Genomic DNA, 19,095 nt, shown 5'->3' with positions numbered 1-19,095 from the left:
ATGTTGCTCGAAGGAGAAAGTGACAAAATCATTGGTGATTAAGCGTACTGACAACTAATTCGACATCTTGTTAGCGCCATTCGTCGCCTGGTAATCGGCGAGTTTCGCGCGGGTTTCGGCCAGCTCCTTTTCCACCTGCGCCAGCCGTTGCTGGGCCTTGACCTGGACCGTCACATCTTTCTGCACACCGACAAAATAGGTCAGCTGGTCGCTTTCGTTGAACACCGGGGTGATCGACAGCTCGTTCCAGAAGTGACTGCCGTCCTTGCGGTAGTTGCGCAGCACCTGGCGGCAGGGCTGGCCGCTATCCAGGGCCTGGCGAATCAGCGGGATTCCCGGCTGGTCACGGTCGCCCGACTGGAGAAAGCGGCAGTCCTGATACAGCACCTCGTCGGCGCTGTAGCCGGTGAGGCGTTCGAACGCCGGGTTCACGTAGATGATGATGTTGTCTTCGCCTTCCTGTTCGGCAACGACGATCCCGTCGTTGGAGGCGTTGATCACCAGTTGCAGCAGGTGGGCGTTGATCATCGGGAGCTTCCGCAAGCGATCGGCAAGTGGCGGCAATTCTAAGACATGGCGCGAAGCTGTCCACTGGCCATTATGGGTAAATCGCGCTACAAGGCTGGATTTTATCGCGCAGCTGCTAATATCCCAGCCTTTTACTCAGCTTCAGGATCAGATTGATGAAAGTCGCCATCCTTTCCGGCTCGGTGTACGGCACGGCTGAAGAAGTCGCCCGGCACGCCGCCAAACTCCTCAATGCCGCAGGTTTCGAGGCCTGGCACAACCCGCGCGCGACCCTCGCGGACGTCCAGGCGTTCGGCCCCGAGGCCTTCCTGGCCGTGACTTCGACCACCGGCATGGGCGAGCTGCCGGACAACCTGTTGCCGCTGTATTTGGCCATTCGCGATCAACTGCCGGCGGCCTGGCGCGGTTTGCCCGGCGCGGTGATCGGCCTGGGCGATTCGAGCTATGGCGACACCTTCTGTGGCGGTGGCGAGCAGATGCGCGAGCTGTTCGCCGAACTGGGCGTGCGGGAAGTTCTGGAAATGCTGCGCCTGGACGCCAGCGAAAGCGTGACCCCGGAAACCGACGCCGAGCCTTGGCTGGCCGAGCTGATCAGCGCTCTGCGCGGCTGACCGGACGCTCGCGCAGCAGCGCCAGCCAGGCTTGCGCGGCCTTGGACAGATAGGCGCCCTGACGCCAGATGAAGGCGATGTCCCAGCGCAGGTAGTCGGGCGCTTTCAGCGTCAGGCGCACCACGCCGGGCCGGACCAGGCCGCGCGCCACCACGCTGGGCAACAGCACCACGCCTTGCCCGGCGGCCACCAGGGCGGCGAGAAAGTCCGCCTGGCCGCTGCGCCCACCTTCCTTCGGGGTGAACCCCACCTGCTGACAGGCCTGCAGCAGCCGGTCGTTGAGCACGAAACTGCGCTGATAAAGCAGGAACGGCGTGTCCGCCAGTTCCTCCAGGCGCACCTGGGCGTTCATCGCCAGCGGATGATCGGCCGGTAGCAAGGCATCCAGCGGTTCGTCGCAGAACGGCTGGTAGGCGAAGGTCGGATCCTTGGGCGTCAGGCTGCCGCCGATCTCCAGTTCCCCATTGAGCACCGCCTGTTCGATATTCAGGCTGCCGCCTTCCAGCAACTGCACGCTGATGTTCGGGTAGCGTCGGCGGTACTCGGCGAACAGGCTGGCGAACAGTGCGTCGCTGCCCAGCAGGGGCAGGCCCAGGCGCAATTCCCCACGGGCCAACAGGCTCAGGTCGTCGAGCTCGCTGAGCAACTCATTGCGCAGGCGCAGCATGCCTTCGGCGCGTTGCAGCACCACGCTGCCGGCGGCAGTGAGGTGAATGTGCGAGCCCTGGCGATCCAGCAATGGCGTGCCCAGGCTCTGCTCCAGCTGGGCGATCTGCTTGCTCACCGCCGACTGGCTGATGTGCAGGGTCTTGGCGGCCTGGGTGAAGCCGCCCTGGTGAATCACTTCGACAAAGCTGCGCAGCTGTTTGAAGTCCATGGGTTTGAGTCCGTGCTCTGAATTCCATTCTGGAATGGCTTCCAGTCTAACAATTCGCTTCGGTGATGGCAGGCGCTTGCCTAAAATGCAGGCCTGCGAGGACCGAATTCATGAACGCTTCCACCTTGAAACACCTGGGTCGCCTGTTATCCGAACTGGCGGTGTTGCTGGCTATTTATCTGTTCGGCTGCCAGCTGGCCGGGTGGCTGGCGTGGCCGATTCCTGGCGGGGTGGTCGGCCTGGCCCTGCTGTTGCTGGCGTTCGCCCTGGGCTGGATCAAGCCGGCGGCATTGCAGATGGGCGCGGGCCTGCTGATGGCCGAGATGCTGCTGTTCTTCATTCCGGCGCTGATGAGCCTGCTGGACTACGGCGGCCTGCTGCGCCAGGACGGCTGGCGGATCCTGTTGGTGATTGGCGTCAGTACGCTGATGGTGATGCTGGTCACCGCGTTCACGGTGGAATGGGTGTGCCGCTGGAGAATGCGCCATGACGCTTGAACCCATGCCGATGTTCTGGTTGCTGCTGACACTCGCGGCCTATCTGTTCAGTCGCTGGATCTACCGGCGCACCGGGCGCTACCTGCTGTCGCCGCTGATCCTGGTGCCGGCCCTGTTGCTGGCGATCGCCGTGCCGCTGCACACCGCCTATGCCGAATACTCCGCCAACACCCACTGGCTGATGCTGGTGCTGGGACCGGTCACCGTGGCCTTCGCGGTGCCGATCTGGCAGCAGCGGCAACTGCTGATTCGCCATTGGCCGGCATTGCTGCTGGGCATGCTGGCGGGCAGCGCGGCGTCCATCGCCAGCTCTTTCGGACTGGCGCGGGTGCTGGCCCTGGACAGCTCGGTGACTATGTCCCTGGTGCCGCGTTCGATCACCACGCCCTTCGCCATGCCGCTGGCCCATGACCTGGGCGGCGTACCCGAACTGACGGCGGTGTTCGTGATGTTCACCGGAGTGTTCGGCGCCATGCTCGGCGGTGTCCTGCTCAAGTGGCTGCCGCTGCGCAGCGCCCTGGCTCGCGGTGCGTTGTTTGGGGTCGGCGCCCACGGCGCCGGGGTCAGCCGCGCCCATGAAGTCGGCGGTGAAGAGGGCTCGGTGGCGGGGCTGGTGATGGTTCTCACCGGCCTGCTGAACCTGTTCGCCGCCCCTTTATTGGCGTCGTTGCTTTGACGTTTGACCTGTGCCGATTGGAACTAAAATGACCACTGACTCGCTCGGTCAGTAAGCTGGCTGCAAAGGCAACTACCTGAACCCGAGGGGCTGACTAGACTGACTCCACGTCCGAAAAAATAATAAAAAAACTGCCGTCACTGAGGTCCTTGCCGTGAGCCTATCCTCCGTTCCGTCGACATCGAGTGTGAAAGACCAGGTCAGCGCCGCCGAATGGCAGACCCGCGTCGATCTGGCCGCCTGCTATCGCCTGGTGGCGATGCATGGCTGGGACGATCTGATCTTCACCCACATCTCCGCCAAGGTCCCTGGCACCGAAGATTTCCTGATCAACCCGTTCGGCCTGATGTTCCATGAGATCACCGCCTCCAGCCTGGTGAAGGTCGACCAGGCCGGCAACAAGCTGATGGACAGCCCCTACGAGATCAATCCCGCCGGCTACACCATCCACAGCGCCGTGCACGAAGTGCGGCACGATGTGGCCTGTGTGCTGCACACCCACACCGCGGCCGGGGTCGCGGTGTCCGCGCAGCAGCAGGGGGTGTTGCCCATCAGCCAGCAGTCGCTGTTCGTGCTGTCGAGCCTGGCCTATCACGCCTATGAAGGCGTGGCCCTGAACCACGAGGAAAAGGCCCGGTTGCAGGCCGACCTCGGCGACAGCAATTTCCTCATGCTGCACAACCACGGTCTGCTGACCTGTGGCGGCACCATCGCCGACACCTTCCTGATGATGTTCACCTTCCAGCGCGCCTGCGAGATCCAGGTGCTGGCGCAGAACGGTGCGGCGCAACTGATCGCCATCGAGCCGCAGATTCTGGCCGGGGCCAAGGCGATGATCGCCGGGGTCACCAAAAGCGCTCAAGGCATGGGCGGCGCGCTGGCATGGCCGGCACTGCTGCGCAAACTCGATAAACACGACGCGGGTTATAAACTCTGATGCCTATGGCCGAGATTCCTCTGTGCGTGTGGCGCAAGCGCGGACATAGTTTCGTGTTTCGCGGCCATGCCATTCGCTACTGGACCGCGGGGCAGGGCGAGCCACTGCTGCTGATCCATGGTTTTCCCACGGCTGCCTGGGACTGGCATTACCTGTGGCAACCCCTGGCCCAGCGCTATCGAGTGATCGCTTGCGACATGCTGGGGTTTGGCGACTCGGCCAAGCCGCGGAACCACGAGTACAGCCTGCTGGAGCAGGCGGACCTGCAACAGGCCTTGCTCGAGCACCTGGGGGTCGATACCCCCGTGCACCTGCTGGCCCACGATTATGGCGACAGCGTCGCCCAGGAAATGCTCGCCCGGCACTACGAAGAGCGCTGCGACATTGCCAGCTGTGTGTTCCTCAATGGCGGCCTGTTCCCGGAAACCCATCGTCCGGTGCTGACGCAGAAGCTGCTGCTCAGCCCGCTGGGCTGGATGCTCGGCCGCGTCTTCAGCCGTGAGGGCCTGGCCAAGAGCTTCGCCCAGATCTTCGGCCCGCAGACCCGGCCCAGCGAAAGCGTGCTGGATGACTTCTGGAGCCTGGTGGAGGCCAATAACGGCCCGCGGATCCTGCACAAGCTGATCGGCTACATTCCCGAGCGCCGGGTGCAGCGCGACCGCTGGGTGAGTGCGATGCAGCGCGGCGACGTGCCGCTGCGGGTGATCGACGGCGCGGTGGATCCGATTTCCGGGGCGCACATGGTCGAGCGTTACTGCGAACTGATCCCTGCCCCGGATACCGTGTTGCTGGCCGGTATCGGTCACTACCCGCAGACCGAAGCCCCGGTCCAGGTGCTCAAGCACTATCTGGCCTTTCGCGACAGCCTGGAGTTTCCGCCGCGCAAACTGGCCTGTTCCTGAGACACCCGCTGTCCGCAGCTATCGCGATGCTGCGAACTTGGCCTGTGCGCGCCAGGCGCTGGTGCATCCCTCCACATCGTTACCCCTCGATCATCCCCCTGCCTTATTGCGCACCATTCAGCTCCAGCCGTGTTTATTGTGACCGCCAGCCGCGTGCCTGAGACTCGAAGTCGTTGTCCGTCTGTTGTCCATCTGGCCTGTGGGAGTTCGGTATGAGTGAGTCTGTACGCTTCGAGAATAAAGTCGTGATCGTCACCGGTGCCGGCGGCGGTCTGGGGCAGGCTCATGCATTGCTGTTCGCCAGGCACGGGGCGAAGGTCCTGGTCAACGACCTGGGCGGCTCGACCCAGGGCGAGGGCGCCAATGCCTCGGCGGCGGACCGGGTGGTGGCGCAGATCCGCGAAGCCGGCGGCATCGCCGAGGCCAACCATGACTCGGTGACCGATGGCGACAAGATCGTACAGAACGCCCTGGATGCTTTCGGCCGGGTGGATGTGGTGGTGAACAACGCCGGCATCCTGCGCGACAAGACCTTCCACAAGATGGAAGACGCCGATTGGGACCTGGTGTACCGTGTCCACGTCGAAGGCGCCTACAAGGTGACCCGCGCCGCCTGGCCGCACATGCGCGAGCAGGGTTATGGCCGGGTGATCTTCACCGCGTCCACGTCCGGCATCTACGGCAACTTCGGCCAGTCCAACTACGGCATGGCCAAGCTCGGCCTCTACGGCCTGACCCGCACCCTGGCCATCGAAGGCCGCAAGAACAACATCCTGGTCAACGCCATCGCACCAACCGGCGGCACGCGGATGACCGAAGGGCTGATCCCGCCGCAGGTGTTCGAGCAACTCAAGCCGGAGCTGGTCAGCCCGCTGGTGGTGTACCTGGGCAGCGAGAACTGCCAGGAGACCTCCGGCCTGTTCGAAGTCGGCGGTGGCTGGATGGGCAAGGTGCGCTGGGAGCGCAGCCTGGGCCTGGGCTTCGATCCGCGCGAAGGTTTCTCCCCGGAAGATGTCGCCGCACACTGGCAGCAGATCTGCGACTTCGAAGGCGCGGCGCACCCCAAGGACAATATCGAAGCCTTGAGAGAGATGATGCAGAACCTGCAGAAATACACGATCTGAAGCAGCCCTCCGGCCGACCCGTACAGCCGCGGCCCGCGCGGCTGTACGCCTGATGCGTGGGTCACTATGCTCGTCGAACATCGACCGCATAAGGACACGCAGCCCATGTACGAATCCAAGACCCAGCCGCTGTTATCGCGCCTGTTGTTTCTGCGCCGCTTGTTTCTGCACGTCCTGGCCACTCTGGGCCTGATCGGTATCTCGCTGTTGCTGGGGATTGCCGGGCATCTGTATTTCGAGCCGGGTGTCAGCGGCTACGACGCCCTGTTCAACGCCGCGATGATGCTCGGCGGCATCGGGCCCGCAGCCATGCCCGCCACGGCGGGGGGCAAGCTGTTCTTCGCCAGCTACGGCCTCTATACCAACCTGGTGTTCGTTGCCGCCTTCGGCCTGATCCTGGCGCCGGTGGCCCATCGTGTGTTGCATCGCTTCCACTGCGAACCCGACGAGCCCAAAGGCTGAAATGCCCCCCCTGTAGGAGCGAGCTTGCTCGCGATAGCCGCAAAGCGGCGCTCCATCAGCCACACCGCATCATCGTTGAGGTTCTTCGCGAGCAAGCTCGCTCCTACAGAAAACTGTGGGCATAAAAAAGGCCGCTGCAAGGCAGCGGCCGAAAGAAGACGTTAGATCAAGGAGCAACAAATCAACGTCAGTGAACACCCGGTGAAGATCTGAATATCCTTGCTTCAAACCTTCTGAATCCTCTTGCCTCCAAGGTGGCGTGATCACACCTCTGGGCGACTCTGCGTGGCTGTTTGCCGTGAGAGCGAGGCCAGAATAAGGGCTGGCCGCTCAATGAAAAATAGCGATTGTGGACAAGGACTGTTACAGCCTGGGCAATAGTAGTGCACGCCGTGCGGACATGCCCTGCAAGTGCGCAATCCATCCACCTGATACCCGTCCATCCAGCCCGTCGATGCACCGCGCAAAGGCCCGGCTGGCGGGGGCATTCATCCTTTCGAACGACAGCGCGAATACCTCCTTGGTGCGCTTATCGCTCCCGTGCCCCGGCAGTAGGGTGAGGCCTTCTGTCACTCACCGGGGAAGACGCATGACAAAAACAACAATGCGCGCCATCTTCACACCGCGGACGCTGGCCGTCGCGGTGGCCTTGGGGGGCTGCGCCCAGGCGCAGGCCGTTTCATTCAACATCGGGGAGATCGAGGGGCAGTTCGATTCTTCGCTGTCCATCGGCGCCAGCTGGGGCATGCGCGATGCCGACAAGGACCTGGTGGGTGTCTCCAACGGCGGTCGCGGGCAGTCCTCCACTGGCGACGACGGGCGCCTGAACTTCAAGAAGGGCGAGACCTTCTCGAAGATCTTCAAGGGCATCCACGACCTTGAATTGAAATACGGCGACACCGGCGTCTTCGTCCGGGGCAAATACTGGTACGACTTCGAACTCAAGGACGAAGACCGCGAGTTCAAGCCCATCAGCGACCACAACCGCAAGGAGGGCGCCAAGTCGTCCGGCGGGCAGATCCTCGACGCCTTCATCTATCACAACTATTCCATCGCCGACCTGCCGGGCACTGTGCGCGCCGGCAAGCAGGTGGTCAGCTGGGGCGAGAGCACCTTCATCGGCAACTCGATCAACAGCATCAACCCGATCGACGTGTCCGCTTTCCGTCGTCCTGGCGCGGAGATCAAGGAAGGCCTGATCCCGGTGAACATGCTGTTCGCTTCCCAGGGCCTGACCGACCAGTTGACCGTGGAAGGTTTCTATCAGCTGGAGTGGGACCAGACCGTGGTCGACAACTGCGGCACCTTCTTCGGCAACGACGTGGTGGCGGACGGCTGCACCACGGGATACACCGTCGGCAGCCCGGCGATCCGGCCGCTGCAACCGATTGCCGCGGCGTTCGGCCAGGGCTTCACCGTGGCCCCCGAAGGCGTGGTGATCGGCCGCGCCGGCGACCGCGATGCCCGCGACTCCGGGCAGTGGGGCACCGCTTTGCGCTGGCTGGGCGACGACACCGAGTACGGCCTGTACTTCATGAACTACCACGCCCGCACCCCGACGGTCGGCACCATCACCGCCGGGAGCAGCACCCTGGCGAGCATCCCGGGGATCGTCAGCAGCGCCAACAGGATCGCTCCGGGCACCGGTTCGGCCCTGGCCCAGAGCGTGATGCTCGGGCGCGGCCAGTACTACCTCGAATACCCGGAAGACATCCGCCTGTACGGCGCCAGCTTCTCCACCACGCTGCCCACCGGCACCGCCTGGACCGGCGAGATCAGCTACCGGCCCAACGCCCCGGTGCAGGTCAACACCAACGACTTGACCCTGGCCCTGGTCAACCCGATCGCCGGTGGCCTGGCGTCGCCGGTGCGGACCTCCGCGGGGGCCGACAACACCGGTTACCGGCGCAAGGAAATCACCCAGGTCCAGAGCACCCTGACCCAGTTCTTCGATCAGGTGCTGGGCGCCGACCGCCTGACCCTGGTGGGCGAGGCGGCCATCGTGCATGTCGGTGGCCTGGAGTCGAAAAGCCAGCTGCGCTACGGCCGCGACTCGGTCTACGGCCAGTACGGTTTCGGCGGCGATACCGACGGTTTCGTCACGGCCACGTCCTGGGGTTATCGCGCCCGGGCGATTCTCGACTACAACAACCTGATCGCCGGGATCAACCTCAAGCCCAACCTGTCCTGGTCCCACGACGTCAACGGCTACGGGCCCAACGGCCTGTTCAACGAAGGCGCCAAGGCGGTGAGCCTCGGGGTCGATGCCGACTACCGCAACACCTATACCGCCAGCCTCAGCTACACCGACTTTTTCGGCGGTGACTACAACACCCTCAAAGACCGCGATTTCCTCGCGTTGAGCTTTGGCGTGAACTTCTGACCCGACCCAGGAAGGACAACTTTATGCGCAAGACGATTTTGCAATGCGGTGCCCTGGCCTTGACCCTGCTGGCGGTCAACGTGATGGCGGCGGTCACCCCGCAGGAAGCGGACAAGCTCGGCACCAGCCTGACCCCGCTCGGTGCCCAGAAGGCCGGCAATGCCGACGGCTCGATCCCGGCCTGGACCGGCGGCATTGGCAAGAACGCCGGGGCGGTGGACGCCAAGGGCTTTCTCGCCGACCCGTTCGCCAGCGAGAAGCCGCTGTTCACCATCACCGCGGCGACTGTCGACAAGTACAAGGACAAGCTGTCCGACGGCCAGGTGGCGATGTTCAAGCGCTACCCGCAAACCTACAAAATCCCGGTCTACCCGACCCATCGCACGGTCGGCCTGCCGGCGGACATCTACGAGTCGGCCAAGCGCAGCGCGCTGAACGTCACCTCGATCAACGAAGGCAACGGCCTGGCCAACTTCACCGGCAACCGCTACTACGCCTTCCCGATTCCGAAGACCGGTGTGGAAGTGTTGTGGAACCACACCACCCGTTATCGCGGCGGCAACCTGCGCCGGATCATCACCCAGGCCACGCCACAGACCAAAGGCAGCTACACGCCGATCCGCTTCGAGGAAGAAGTGGCGGTGCCGCAGCAGATCCCGGACCTGGACCCGGAAAAAGGCGCCAACGTGCTGACCTTCTTCAAGCAGGCGGTGACCGCCCCGGCGCGCCTGGCCGGTAACGTGCTGCTGGTGCACGAAACCCTCGACCAGGTGAAGGAACCACGCCTGGCGTGGATCTACAACGCCGGCCAGCGCCGGGTGCGCCGCGCCCCGCAAGTGGCCTACGACGGGCCGGGCACCGCCGCCGACGGCCTGCGCACCTCGGACAACTTCGACATGTTCTCCGGCGCGCCGGACCGCTACGACTGGAAGCTGGTGGGCAAGAAGGAGATGTACATCCCCTACAACAGCTACAAGCTGGATTCGCCGAGCCTCAAGTACGACGACATCATCAAGGCCGGGCATATCAACCAGGACCTGACCCGCTACGAGCTGCACCGGGTCTGGGAGGTGATCGGCACGGTCAAGCCGAGCGAGCGGCATATCTACGCCAAGCGCCACATGTACATCGACGAAGACAGCTGGCAGGTGGCGCTGGTGGATCACTACGACGGTCGCGGCCAGCTGTGGCGGGTGGCCGAAGGGCATGCGCAGTTCTATTACAACGCCCAGGTGCCGGCCTACACCCTCGAAGCGCTGTACGACATCATCGCCGGGCGCTACATCGCCCTGGGGATGAAGAACGAAGAGAAGCACAGCTTCGAGTTCGGCTTCGCCGCCAAGGCCGCCGACTACACCCCGGCCGCCCTGCGCGCAGCCGGCGTGCGGTAAGGCCCTGGATGCAAACGATGGCAAAAGGCGACCGACCGGTCGCCTTTTTTATGGGCGCGGATCAGCGCGCTGAATACTTCTCAACAAGCACCGGCGACAAGGCTAGGGTGAGGGCACGCAGGCTAAAACTATAAAAAAGGCACGCCGCAATGACCGCCATGACCCCCTGTCCTGGATTCCTGCCCCGTTTGTCCTCCCACCACCTGTCCCGCAGCCGTCTGAGTGCCCCGCTCCTGGCATCGCCGGCGCGGGTGAAACTGCTCTGTGCGCCGGCCGGCAGCGGCAAGACGGCCCTGCTCGCCGAGTGCCTGTTGCAGGCGCCGGCCGCATGCCGGGTGTGCTGGTTGCCCCAGGCCGGGGCGGCGCAGACACCGCTGCAACTGTGCGGCGAGCTGGCGCGGGCGCTGGGCCTGGCCGCGGCGGACGAGGCTGCGGTGCTGGAGCATCTGGCGCAGGTGCAGGCCCCGACCTGGCTGTTCCTCGACGACTACTGCCGGGTCGCCGCGCCGCAGCTGGACCTGCTGCTCGACCGCCTGCTGGCGATCGGCAACCCGGCGCTGACCTGGTGGCTGGGTGGCCGCCGCCGGCCGCAATGCAACTGGCCGCGGCTGCTGCTCGACGACCAGCTCCACGAATGCACGGGGCCCGAGCTGGCATTCACCCAGGAGGACATCGAGCGACTGCTGCAGCAACTGCCGCAACCCTTGTCGATCCATACCGCCAGCCGGATTTTCCAGCGCAGTGCCGGCTGGTGCGCCGGCGTGCGCATCGCCCTGCTCGAAGGCAGCGACCTGGCGGCCGCGCCGTGCCGGCAGGGGCGGCCCAATACCCTGCTGGAATACCTGGAGCACGAGCTGTTCAGCGTGTTGCCGGCGGAACTGTCCGAAGTCTGGCATGTGCTGGCGCACCTGCCGCGCTTCAATGCCGCGTTGTGCGAGCACCTGTTCGGCGCCGGGGAGGGCGCCCAGTACCTGCGGGCGTTGCAGGAACTGGGTTGCTTCATCGAACCCTGGGACCCTGCGCCGGAGTGGCTGCAAGTGTTCGCCCCCCTGGCCCGGCTGATGCGCGACGAGCCCTGGCCGGCGGGACGCTCCTGGCATCGCCGCGCCTGCCAGTGGTTCGCTGTGCAGGAGGACTGGCAGGCGGCGTTTGAGCAGGCGTTGCTGGCGCAGGAATACGAAGTGGCGGTCAGCCTGTTGCAGCACTTCAGTTTCGAGCAACTGTTCGAGCAGCAGAACGTGGTGTTGCTGTTGCGTCTGCATGAACAGCAGGGCGACGAGCTGCTGCTCGGCAGCCCGCAGTTGGTGGGGTTGTTGACGGCGGCCTTGCTGTTCGCCGGGCGGTTCGACCAGGCGCAATCCTGCGTGGCGCAGATGGCGCGTTTCGCGCCGCAGCCGACGGCCTCCGGGCAGCGGCAACTGGTGGCGCGCTGGCAGGCGCAGCAAGGGTGGCTGCTGCATCTGCAAGGGTTGATGGAACCGGCGCGGATGCATTTTCTCGAGGCGCTGACCGAACTGCCGGCCCATGCCTGGCCGACCCGCCTGCTGTGCCTTTCGGGCCTGACCCAGCAGGCTTTGCTCAGGGGTGAACTGGAGGTGGCGCAGATGCTCAACCGCGAGGCGCTGTGCCTGGCCCGGGCCCAGCATTCATTGGTGTTCGAAGCGCTGCTGGAGCTGGACCATGCGCAGTTGCTGGAGCAGCGCGGGGCGCCCCACAGGGCGCAGAGCCTACTGGACGAGGTGCAGCGATTATTGAGTCGCCAGGCTTATCGGGTCGGCCCGCTGCTGGGGCGGATCGCCTTGCGTCGCGGGCGCCTGGCCTTGCGTCAGGGCCAGGCGGAACAGGCCGCCGGGCATTTCCAGGACGGGCTCGAGCTCTGCCTGCTCAGCCATGACAAACGCGCCTTGTACGGATTTCTCGGCCAGGCGTTTCTCGCCGCCAACCAGGGCGACTACGCCCATGCCTTTGTGCGCCTGCGCGATGCCGAGCGGCTGATGCAGCAACGGCAGATTCCCGACACCGTGTACCGCGCCGTGCTGCTGCAGGTCAGCAGCGTGTTCTGGTTGCAGCAGGGCCGGCCGGAACTGGCCCAGGAGGCCTTGAGCCGGGTGCTGCGTCACTACCGCGGGCCGCAGGCGCGTCAGGCGCCACCGGCCACTCTCGAACTGATTCCGCGTATCGAATACCTGCTGGTGCTGGCCGAGGTGTACCTGCAGCGCGCCGAGGCGCCTGTGGCAAGTTTGCAGCGCCTGCTCGAACAGGCCCGGCAGCGGGGCATGTTGTGCCTGCAGACCGAGTTGCAGCTGGCCCTGGCCGAGGTCGCCTTTCTGCTGGGGGATCGGGCGTTGTCCGCCCGTGCCTTGCAAGAGGGGCGGGAGCTCGGTGCGCGCTGCAACCTGCACCAGGCGCTGCATGAATTGCGTTTGCGCCAGCCGCGGATGTTTGACGTCCAGCAAGTGGCTGAGCCCGAAGAAGTGCCGCTGCCGGCGGCAGGGGAGAGCCCGCTGAGCCAGCGGGAGCTGGAGGTGCTGCAACTGATTGCCCTGGGTAGCTCCAACCAGCAGATTGCCGAGCAGCTGTTCATTTCCCTGCACACGGTGAAAACCCACGCGCGGCGTATTCATAGCAAGCTCGGGGTGGAGCGTCGCACTCAGGCAGTGGCCAAGGCCAAGACGTTGGGGTTGATGCTGTAGCCGCTGGCGGAGCCTGCGATCGGTGTGGGCGGTATTCCGATGTAGCCGTCGTAACGGAAAGGTTTCGCGAATTATCGGAGGTACCGCGTCGTCAGGGGGGGGGCGACGGCTGCGCCGCCGATCGCAGCCTGCGGCAGCGGCTACAGGGGGCTTCAGGGTTGGTAGCCCATGCGCCAGCTCACCGCCTGGGATGCCGCCAGCAGGCGCTGCGCCGCCGGGCCGTTTTCGTCGGCGTGGAACAGCGAGGTCGGGCCGACCACCGTCAGCACGGCGGCGACCTTGCCGGTGGCGTCGAACACCGGGGCCGACAAGGCATCCACACCGGGCATCAGCAGGCCATGCACATGGTGCAGGCCGCGCTGGCGAATCTGCTCGCACAGGGCAGCATACACCTGATCGTCCGCCAGCGCGTGAGGCGCGTGGGCCTTGAGTTCCTGCTCGCGCAAATCGACGGTCTCGCGGTTCGGCAGGTAGGCACCGAATACCAGCCCGGTGGACGAGCTGAGCAACGGCAGCACCGAACCCAGTTGCGTCACTACCGTCACCGCACGCACGGCCGGTTCGATATGCACCACGGTCGCGCCCTGGTTGCCCCATACCGCGAGAAAGCAGGTCTCGTTCAACTCATCCCGCAGCTCGGCCAGGGGCAGGGCGGCGACCTTCAATACGTCCATGCTGCCCAGCGCCGCCATGCCGACCCGCAAGGCCTCGCGGCCCAGGCCATAGTGGTTGGTGGCGGTGTTCTGTTCGGCGAAACCGCTGGCGATCAATGCCTGCAGATAACGGTGGACCTTGCTCGCCGGCATCTGCACGTGTTCGGCCAGGCGCGACAGCGAGGTGGCCGGCGACAGCTCGGCCAGCGCCTTGAGGATGTCGGTGCCGACCTCGGCCGAGCGGACTTTCTGTTTACCGTTGCTGTCGCTGGTGCTGCGCGGCTTTTCCATGGAGGCGGTGTGATCCCGGGACGAATGGGCGTCTTTATAGCTTGACGGTCAATACCAATCAAATTACGTTATCCGTAATTGGATTACGATAAAAATAACGCAGGCGTGCCGAGAGCTCTTCCCATGGAGTCGCTGGCCGCTGCCAACTCCACTTCCAGGAGGCTCCATGAACCTCGATTCCACGGCGTCCGGGCTGGCGTACCAGTCGGGCTTCGGCAACCAGTTTTCCAGCGAGGCCCTGCCAGGCGCCTTGCCCGTTGGCCAGAACTCCCCGCAAAAAGCCCCGTACGGCCTCTACACCGAACTCTTCTCCGGCACGGCCTTCACCATGGCCCGCAGCGAAGCGCGGCGCACCTGGATGTACCGCATCCAGCCGTCGGCCAACCACCCGGCGTTCGTCAAGCTGGACCGCCAACTGGCGGGCGGACCGCTGGGCGAAATCACCCCCAACCGGCTGCGCTGGAACCCGCTGGATATCCCCAGCGAGCCCACCGATTTCATCGACGGCCTGGTGAACATGGTTGCCAACTCGGCAGCACAGAAACCGGCCGGGATCAGCATCTACACCTACCGCGCCAACCGCTCCATGGAGCGCGTGTTCTTCAACGCCGACGGCGAGTTGCTGCTGGTGCCCGAACAGGGCCGCCTGCGTATCGCCACCGAGCTTGGGGTACTGGAAGTCGAGCCGCTGGAGATCGCGGTATTGCCCCGCGGCCTGAAATTCCGCGTCGAACTGCTCGACCCGCAGGCCCGCGGCTATGTAGCCGAAAACCACGGCGCACCCCTGCGCCTGCCCGACCTGGGGCCGATCGGCAGCAACGGCCTGGCCAACCCGCGGGACTTCCTGACCCCGGTCGCTCACTACGAAGACCTCAAGCAGCCGACCACTCTGGTGCAGAAGTTCCTCGGCGAGCTGTGGGGCTGCGAGCTGGATCATTCGCCGCTGAACGTGGTGGCCTGGCACGGCAACAATGTGCCGTACAAATATGACCTGCGCCGTTTCAACACCATCGGCACCGTCAGCTTCGACCATCCGGACCCGTCGATTTTCACCGTGCTGACCTCGCCCACCAGCGTGCACGGCCTGGCCAACCTCGACTTCGTGATCTTCCCGCCGCGCTGGATGGTGGCCGAGAACACCTTCCGGCCGCCGTGGTTCCACCGCAACCTGATGAACGAATACATGGGCCTGATCCAGGGCGCCTACGATGCCAAGGCCGAAGGTTTCGTGCCCGGCGGCGCTTCGCTGCACAGCTGCATGAGCGCCCACGGTCCGGATGGCGAAAGCTGCACCAAGGCCATCAACGCCGAGCTGCAACCGGCGAAGATCGACAACACCATGGCCTTCATGTTCGAGACCAGCCAGGTGCTGCGTCCGAGCCAGTTCGCCCTGGAGTGCCGGCAATTGCAGAACGACTACGATGCTTGCTGGGCCTCGCTGCCCGCCACCTTCAACCCGAATCGGAAATAACCCATGAATCAGCCAACCATCACCCGCAGCTGGGTTGCCTCCGCCAACGACCACGCCGACTTCCCGTTGCAGAACCTGCCGCTGGGGGTGTTCAGCCACAAGGGGTCGGCGCCACGCAGCGGCGTGGCCATCGGCGAGCACATCTTCGACCTGGAAGCGGCGCTCGACGCCGGGCTGTTCGAGGGCCCGGCCAAGGCCGCGGTGGAAGCCACCCGTGGCGGCCAGTTGAATGCCTTTTTCGAACTGGGCCGCCCGGCCCGAGTCGCCCTGCGCGAACGCCTGCTGGAGTTGCTCGGCGAAGGCAGCAGCCTGCGCGGCAAGGTCGAGGCCCTGGGGGCGAAGCTGTTGCCCCTGGCCGCCGATTGCCAGATGCACCTGCCGGCGAAGATCACCGACTACACCGACTTCTATGTCGGCATCGAGCACGCGCAGAACGTCGGCAAGCTGTTTCGCCCGGACAACCCGCTGCTGCCGAACTACAAGTACGTGCCGATCGGTTACCACGGCCGCGCGTCCACCATCCGCCCCTCTGGTGCCGACGTACGCCGGCCGAAAGGCCAGACCCTGCCCGCCGGCCAGAGCGAGCCGACTTTCGGCCCATGCGCGCGCCTGGACTACGAGCTGGAACTGGGCATCTGGATCGGCCAGGGCAATGAAATAGGCGAGCCGATCGCCATTGGCGACGCCGCCGAGCACATTGCCGGTTTCTGCTTGCTCAACGACTGGTCGGCGCGGGATATCCAGGCCTGGGAATACCAGCCGCTGGGCCCGTTCCTGTCGAAAAGCTTCATCACCAGCATCTCGCCGTGGGTGGTGACGGCCGAAGCCCTGGAGCCGTTCCGCCGTGCCCAGACGCCACGTCCCGAAGGCGACCCGCAGCCGCTGCCGTACCTGCTGGACAAGCGCGACCAGGCCGCCGGTGGTTTCGACATCGAGCTGGAAGTGCTGCTGCTCACCGAAGCGATGCGCGAACAAGGCCTGCCGGCCCACCGCCTGACCCTGAGCAACACCCAGTACATGTACTGGACCGTGGCGCAGATGGTCGCCCACCACAGCGTCAACGGCTGCCAGCTGCAGGCCGGCGACCTGTTCGGTTCGGGCACCTTGTCGGGCCCGCAAAGCAGCCAGTTCGGCAGCCTGCTGGAGATCACCGAAGGCGGCAAGAAGCCGATCGAGCTGGCTTCCGGCGAAGTGCGCAAGTTCCTCGAGGACGGCGACGAAATCATCCTGCGCGGCCGCTGCCGCCGCGAGGGTTTCGCCTCCATCGGTTTCGGCGAATGCCGCGGCAAAATCCTGCCTGCCCGTTAAGAAGAGGTGCGCGTCATGGAGCTCTATACCTACTACCGCTCGACCGCCTCCTACCGGGTGCGCATCGCCCTGGCGCTCAAGGGCCTGGATTACCAGGCGCTGCCGGTCAACCTGCTGGTCCCCGCCGGCGGTGCCAACCGCCAGCCGGAATACCTGCGGATCAACCCCCAAGGCCGCGTGCCGGCCTTGCGCACCGATGACGGCGAGCTGCTGATCCAGTCGCTGGCCATCATCGAGTACCTGGAGGAACGTTATCCACAGGTGCCGCTGCTCTCCCAGGAGCTGGCGGCCCGCGCCCACGAGCGGGCAGTGGCGTTGCTGATCGGCTGCGATATCCATCCGCTGCACAACTCCAGCACGCAGAACCTGTTGCGCCAGTGGGGCTACGACGAGGCCCGGGTGCTGGAGTGGATCGGCCACTGGATCAGCAATGGCCTGGCGGCGGTCGAGCAGTTGATCGGCGAGCAGGGTTATTGCTTCGGCGAGCAACCGGGGCTGGCCGACACCTTCCTGATTCCCCAGCTGTACGCGGCCGAGCGTTTCAAGGTGCCATTGGACGCCTACCCGCGGATTCGCCGGGTCGCCGCCCTGGCCGCCGAACACCCGGCGTTCCAGAAGGCCCATCCGGCCAACCAGCCCGATACGCCTGCCTGACCTCTATTGCCGCTGCCACGGCCTGTGGCAGCCGCAATAGAAGATATGCCCGTAGGTGCAAGCCCGCTCCCGCACCTGAAGACGTACACAAGACCGATCATTGCCGCCCAAGAGCAATGACGGTCTGCCGGCTCCCATAACCATAAAAACCAGCAGGTACCTTGCGATGCACAATCAGATTGCCAGCTTCCGGGAGGCGCTCGATGCCCGTCCCGTGTCGCGTTATCAGTGGTTGCTTCTTCTGCTTCTGGCCCTGTTGCTGGTCACCGATGGCTACGACGCCCAGGTGCTGGGTTATGTGGTGCCGGCCCTGGCCCAGGACTGGGGCCTGGAGAAAGCCGCGTTCGGTCCGGTGTTCAGTGCCAACCTGCTGGGTCTGACCCTGGGCTCGCTGGCGGTGACGCCGCTGGCGGACCGTTTTGGCGTGCGGCGGATCCTGCTGGCCTGCGTGCTGATCTACGCCAGCCTCACGGTGATGATGGTGTTCGCCGATTCGCTGAACAGCCTGATGGTCGCGCGCTTTATCTGCGGCATCGGCATGGGCGGGGCGATGCCCAGCGCCATGGCGCTGATGTCGGAATATTCGCCGCCGCGTCTGCGCACCCTGATGGTGACCCTGGCCGCCTGTGGTTTCTCCTTCGGTGGCGCGGCCGGCGGTTTTGTCGCCGCGGGCTTCATCGACAGCTTCGGCTGGCAGGCGGTGTTCCTCGCCGGCGGTGTCACGCCGTTGCTGCTGTTCCCGTTCCTGGTCTGGTTCCTCCCTGAGTCGCTGCCGCGCCTGCTGCGCGATCAGCCGCCTTATGCACGCCTGCGCAAGGTCACCGCGCGCATGTTGCCGGACTGGCAGCCACCGGCCGCCTCGGCCGCGCAGAACCAGGCCGAGCAGGGCAGCAAGCTCACGGTGATCGAGTTGTTCCGCCACGGTTATGCGCGCCCGACGCTGCTGATCTGGTCGACCTTTTTCGTCAGCCTGATCCTGCTGTATTTCATGATCAGCTGGTTGCCGTCGCTGCTGCTGGAAAGTGGCCTTGGCTTGAACGAGGCGAACCTGGTGACCTCGATGTTCCTGTTCGCCGGTACCCTGGGGGCGATCTGCATGGCCTGGTTCGCCGACCGCCTGCAACGCAAGGTGCGGCTGCTCTCGGCGGTGCTGGCCGGCGCGGCGCTGTGCACCCTTCTGTTGGGCCTGAACCACGACAACCCGCGCTACCTGGTGGCCTTCGTCTTCGCCGCCGGCTTCTGCATCATTGGCGGCCAACTGACCCTCAACGCCTTCGCCAGCAACTTCTACCCGGCCCATGTCCGCGCCACCGGCACCGGCTGGGCCCTGGGCGTCGGCCGCTTCGGCTCGATCCTCGGCCCGCTGTTCGGCAGCCTGCTGCTGGCGATGCACATCCCGGTGCAGCAGATCTTTTTCTTCTGCGCGATTCCGGCGGTGATTGCGGCGTTGCTGATCATCCAGGTGCGTTCGCCGTCCGAGGCTTCTTCGGCAGGCGCGGGGCCTGCCCCGGAACTGCAGGCGCCGCTCAAACCCTGAACGAGCGCGGGCTCAGCGTGCCAGATGCTTGATCATCGGCACGCAGGCCAGGGTCAGGCCCCGGGGCGACTGGTACTGGGCAATCCGTTCGCCGACGAAG

17 protein-coding genes are annotated in these 19,095 nt (G+C 65.0%); 14 read left to right on the top strand and 3 right to left on the bottom strand.

Translation table 11 applies throughout. The annotated features are described in order from the left end of the window. Window positions 1-54 precede the first annotated feature (54 nt). Window positions 55-528: a PAS domain-containing protein gene (locus tag J4D28_RS02950; RefSeq protein WP_009047027.1), complete on the bottom strand. Its 474-nt coding sequence runs from the start codon at window positions 526-528 to the stop codon at window positions 55-57. Between the two features lie 155 nt (window positions 529-683). Here J4D28_RS02950 and J4D28_RS02945 point away from each other — a divergent pair, with 155 nt between their 5' ends. After that, window positions 684-1,139 carry a flavodoxin gene (locus J4D28_RS02945; RefSeq protein ID WP_038582045.1) on the top strand — a complete coding sequence of 152 codons (456 nt, stop codon included), beginning with the start codon at window positions 684-686 and terminating at the stop codon, window positions 1,137-1,139. Here the strand turns inward: J4D28_RS02945 and J4D28_RS02940 are convergent. Continuing rightward, window positions 1,120-2,016, bottom strand: coding sequence for a LysR family transcriptional regulator (locus J4D28_RS02940; RefSeq protein WP_038582043.1), 897 nt, complete (start codon window positions 2,014-2,016; stop codon window positions 1,120-1,122). The genes J4D28_RS02945 and J4D28_RS02940 overlap by 20 nt on opposite strands. A gap of 110 nt (window positions 2,017-2,126) precedes the next feature. Here J4D28_RS02940 and J4D28_RS02935 point away from each other — a divergent pair, with 110 nt between their 5' ends. From J4D28_RS02935 to J4D28_RS02895, 9 genes are all read left to right on the top strand, one after another. Continuing rightward, window positions 2,127-2,513, top strand: coding sequence for a CidA/LrgA family protein (locus tag J4D28_RS02935; RefSeq protein WP_016701724.1), 387 nt, complete (start codon window positions 2,127-2,129; stop codon window positions 2,511-2,513). Continuing rightward, window positions 2,503-3,189 (top strand): LrgB family protein, encoded by a 687-nt coding sequence (locus J4D28_RS02930; RefSeq protein WP_016701725.1) that lies wholly within the window; start codon window positions 2,503-2,505, stop codon window positions 3,187-3,189. The genes J4D28_RS02935 and J4D28_RS02930 overlap by 11 nt, the downstream gene beginning before the upstream one ends. A 154-nt stretch (window positions 3,190-3,343) precedes the next feature. Further along, window positions 3,344-4,126, top strand: a complete 783-nt coding sequence (locus J4D28_RS02925) for a class II aldolase/adducin family protein (protein ID WP_016701726.1) — start codon at window positions 3,344-3,346, stop codon at window positions 4,124-4,126. Then, a complete protein-coding gene (locus J4D28_RS02920; RefSeq protein WP_009047033.1) occupies window positions 4,126-5,028 on the top strand; it encodes an alpha/beta fold hydrolase in 903 nt (300 codons plus the stop codon). Before J4D28_RS02925 ends, J4D28_RS02920 begins: the two co-directional genes overlap by 1 nt. A 212-nt stretch (window positions 5,029-5,240) precedes the next feature. After that, window positions 5,241-6,152, top strand: a complete 912-nt coding sequence (locus tag J4D28_RS02915) for an SDR family oxidoreductase (protein WP_009047034.1) — start codon at window positions 5,241-5,243, stop codon at window positions 6,150-6,152. Between the two features lie 105 nt (window positions 6,153-6,257). Then, window positions 6,258-6,614 (top strand): hypothetical protein, encoded by a 357-nt coding sequence (locus J4D28_RS02910; RefSeq protein ID WP_103330553.1) that lies wholly within the window; start codon window positions 6,258-6,260, stop codon window positions 6,612-6,614. A 589-nt stretch (window positions 6,615-7,203) separates the two neighbouring features. Further along, window positions 7,204-8,997: a DUF1302 domain-containing protein gene (locus J4D28_RS02905; RefSeq protein ID WP_009047036.1), complete on the top strand. Its 1,794-nt coding sequence runs from the start codon at window positions 7,204-7,206 to the stop codon at window positions 8,995-8,997. Window positions 8,998-9,020: 23 nt separating this feature from the next. Beyond that, window positions 9,021-10,388, top strand: a complete 1,368-nt coding sequence (locus J4D28_RS02900) for a DUF1329 domain-containing protein (protein WP_103330550.1) — start codon at window positions 9,021-9,023, stop codon at window positions 10,386-10,388. Window positions 10,389-10,537: 149 nt separating this feature from the next. After that, window positions 10,538-13,081 carry a LuxR C-terminal-related transcriptional regulator gene (locus J4D28_RS02895; RefSeq protein ID WP_103330548.1) on the top strand — a complete coding sequence of 848 codons (2,544 nt, stop codon included), beginning with the start codon at window positions 10,538-10,540 and terminating at the stop codon, window positions 13,079-13,081. A 152-nt stretch (window positions 13,082-13,233) separates the two neighbouring features. On the opposite strand, the gene J4D28_RS02890 is transcribed toward J4D28_RS02895, so the two are convergent. Beyond that, window positions 13,234-14,025, bottom strand: a complete 792-nt coding sequence (locus J4D28_RS02890) for an IclR family transcriptional regulator (RefSeq protein WP_009047039.1) — start codon at window positions 14,023-14,025, stop codon at window positions 13,234-13,236. 166 nt (window positions 14,026-14,191) lie between these two features. Between J4D28_RS02890 and hmgA the strand changes: the two genes are divergently transcribed. The 4 genes from hmgA (at window position 14,192) to J4D28_RS02870 (ending at window position 18,995) form a co-directional block, all read left to right on the top strand. Continuing rightward, window positions 14,192-15,496, top strand: a complete 1,305-nt coding sequence (gene hmgA / locus J4D28_RS02885; RefSeq protein WP_041985896.1) for a homogentisate 1,2-dioxygenase — start codon at window positions 14,192-14,194, stop codon at window positions 15,494-15,496. Window positions 15,497-15,499: 3 nt separating this feature from the next. Further along, entirely contained in the window at window positions 15,500-16,804 is a 1,305-nt protein-coding gene (gene fahA, locus J4D28_RS02880; RefSeq protein ID WP_053268234.1) for a fumarylacetoacetase, read from the top strand. A gap of 15 nt (window positions 16,805-16,819) precedes the next feature. Next, window positions 16,820-17,458 (top strand): maleylacetoacetate isomerase, encoded by a 639-nt coding sequence (maiA, locus tag J4D28_RS02875; protein WP_016701733.1) that lies wholly within the window; start codon window positions 16,820-16,822, stop codon window positions 17,456-17,458. Between the two features lie 166 nt (window positions 17,459-17,624). After that, window positions 17,625-18,995: an aromatic acid/H+ symport family MFS transporter gene (locus tag J4D28_RS02870; protein WP_009047043.1), complete on the top strand. Its 1,371-nt coding sequence runs from the start codon at window positions 17,625-17,627 to the stop codon at window positions 18,993-18,995. Window positions 18,996-19,095: the final 100 nt, after the last annotated feature.

The sequence above is a fragment of the Pseudomonas sp. GW531-T4 genome, from assembly GCF_017349615.1.
Lineage (GTDB): Bacteria > Pseudomonadota > Gammaproteobacteria > Pseudomonadales > Pseudomonadaceae > Aquipseudomonas > Aquipseudomonas chlororaphis_I.
Note: the sequence above shows the minus strand (reverse complement) of the source record. Positions and strands in the feature narration are given on the sequence as shown.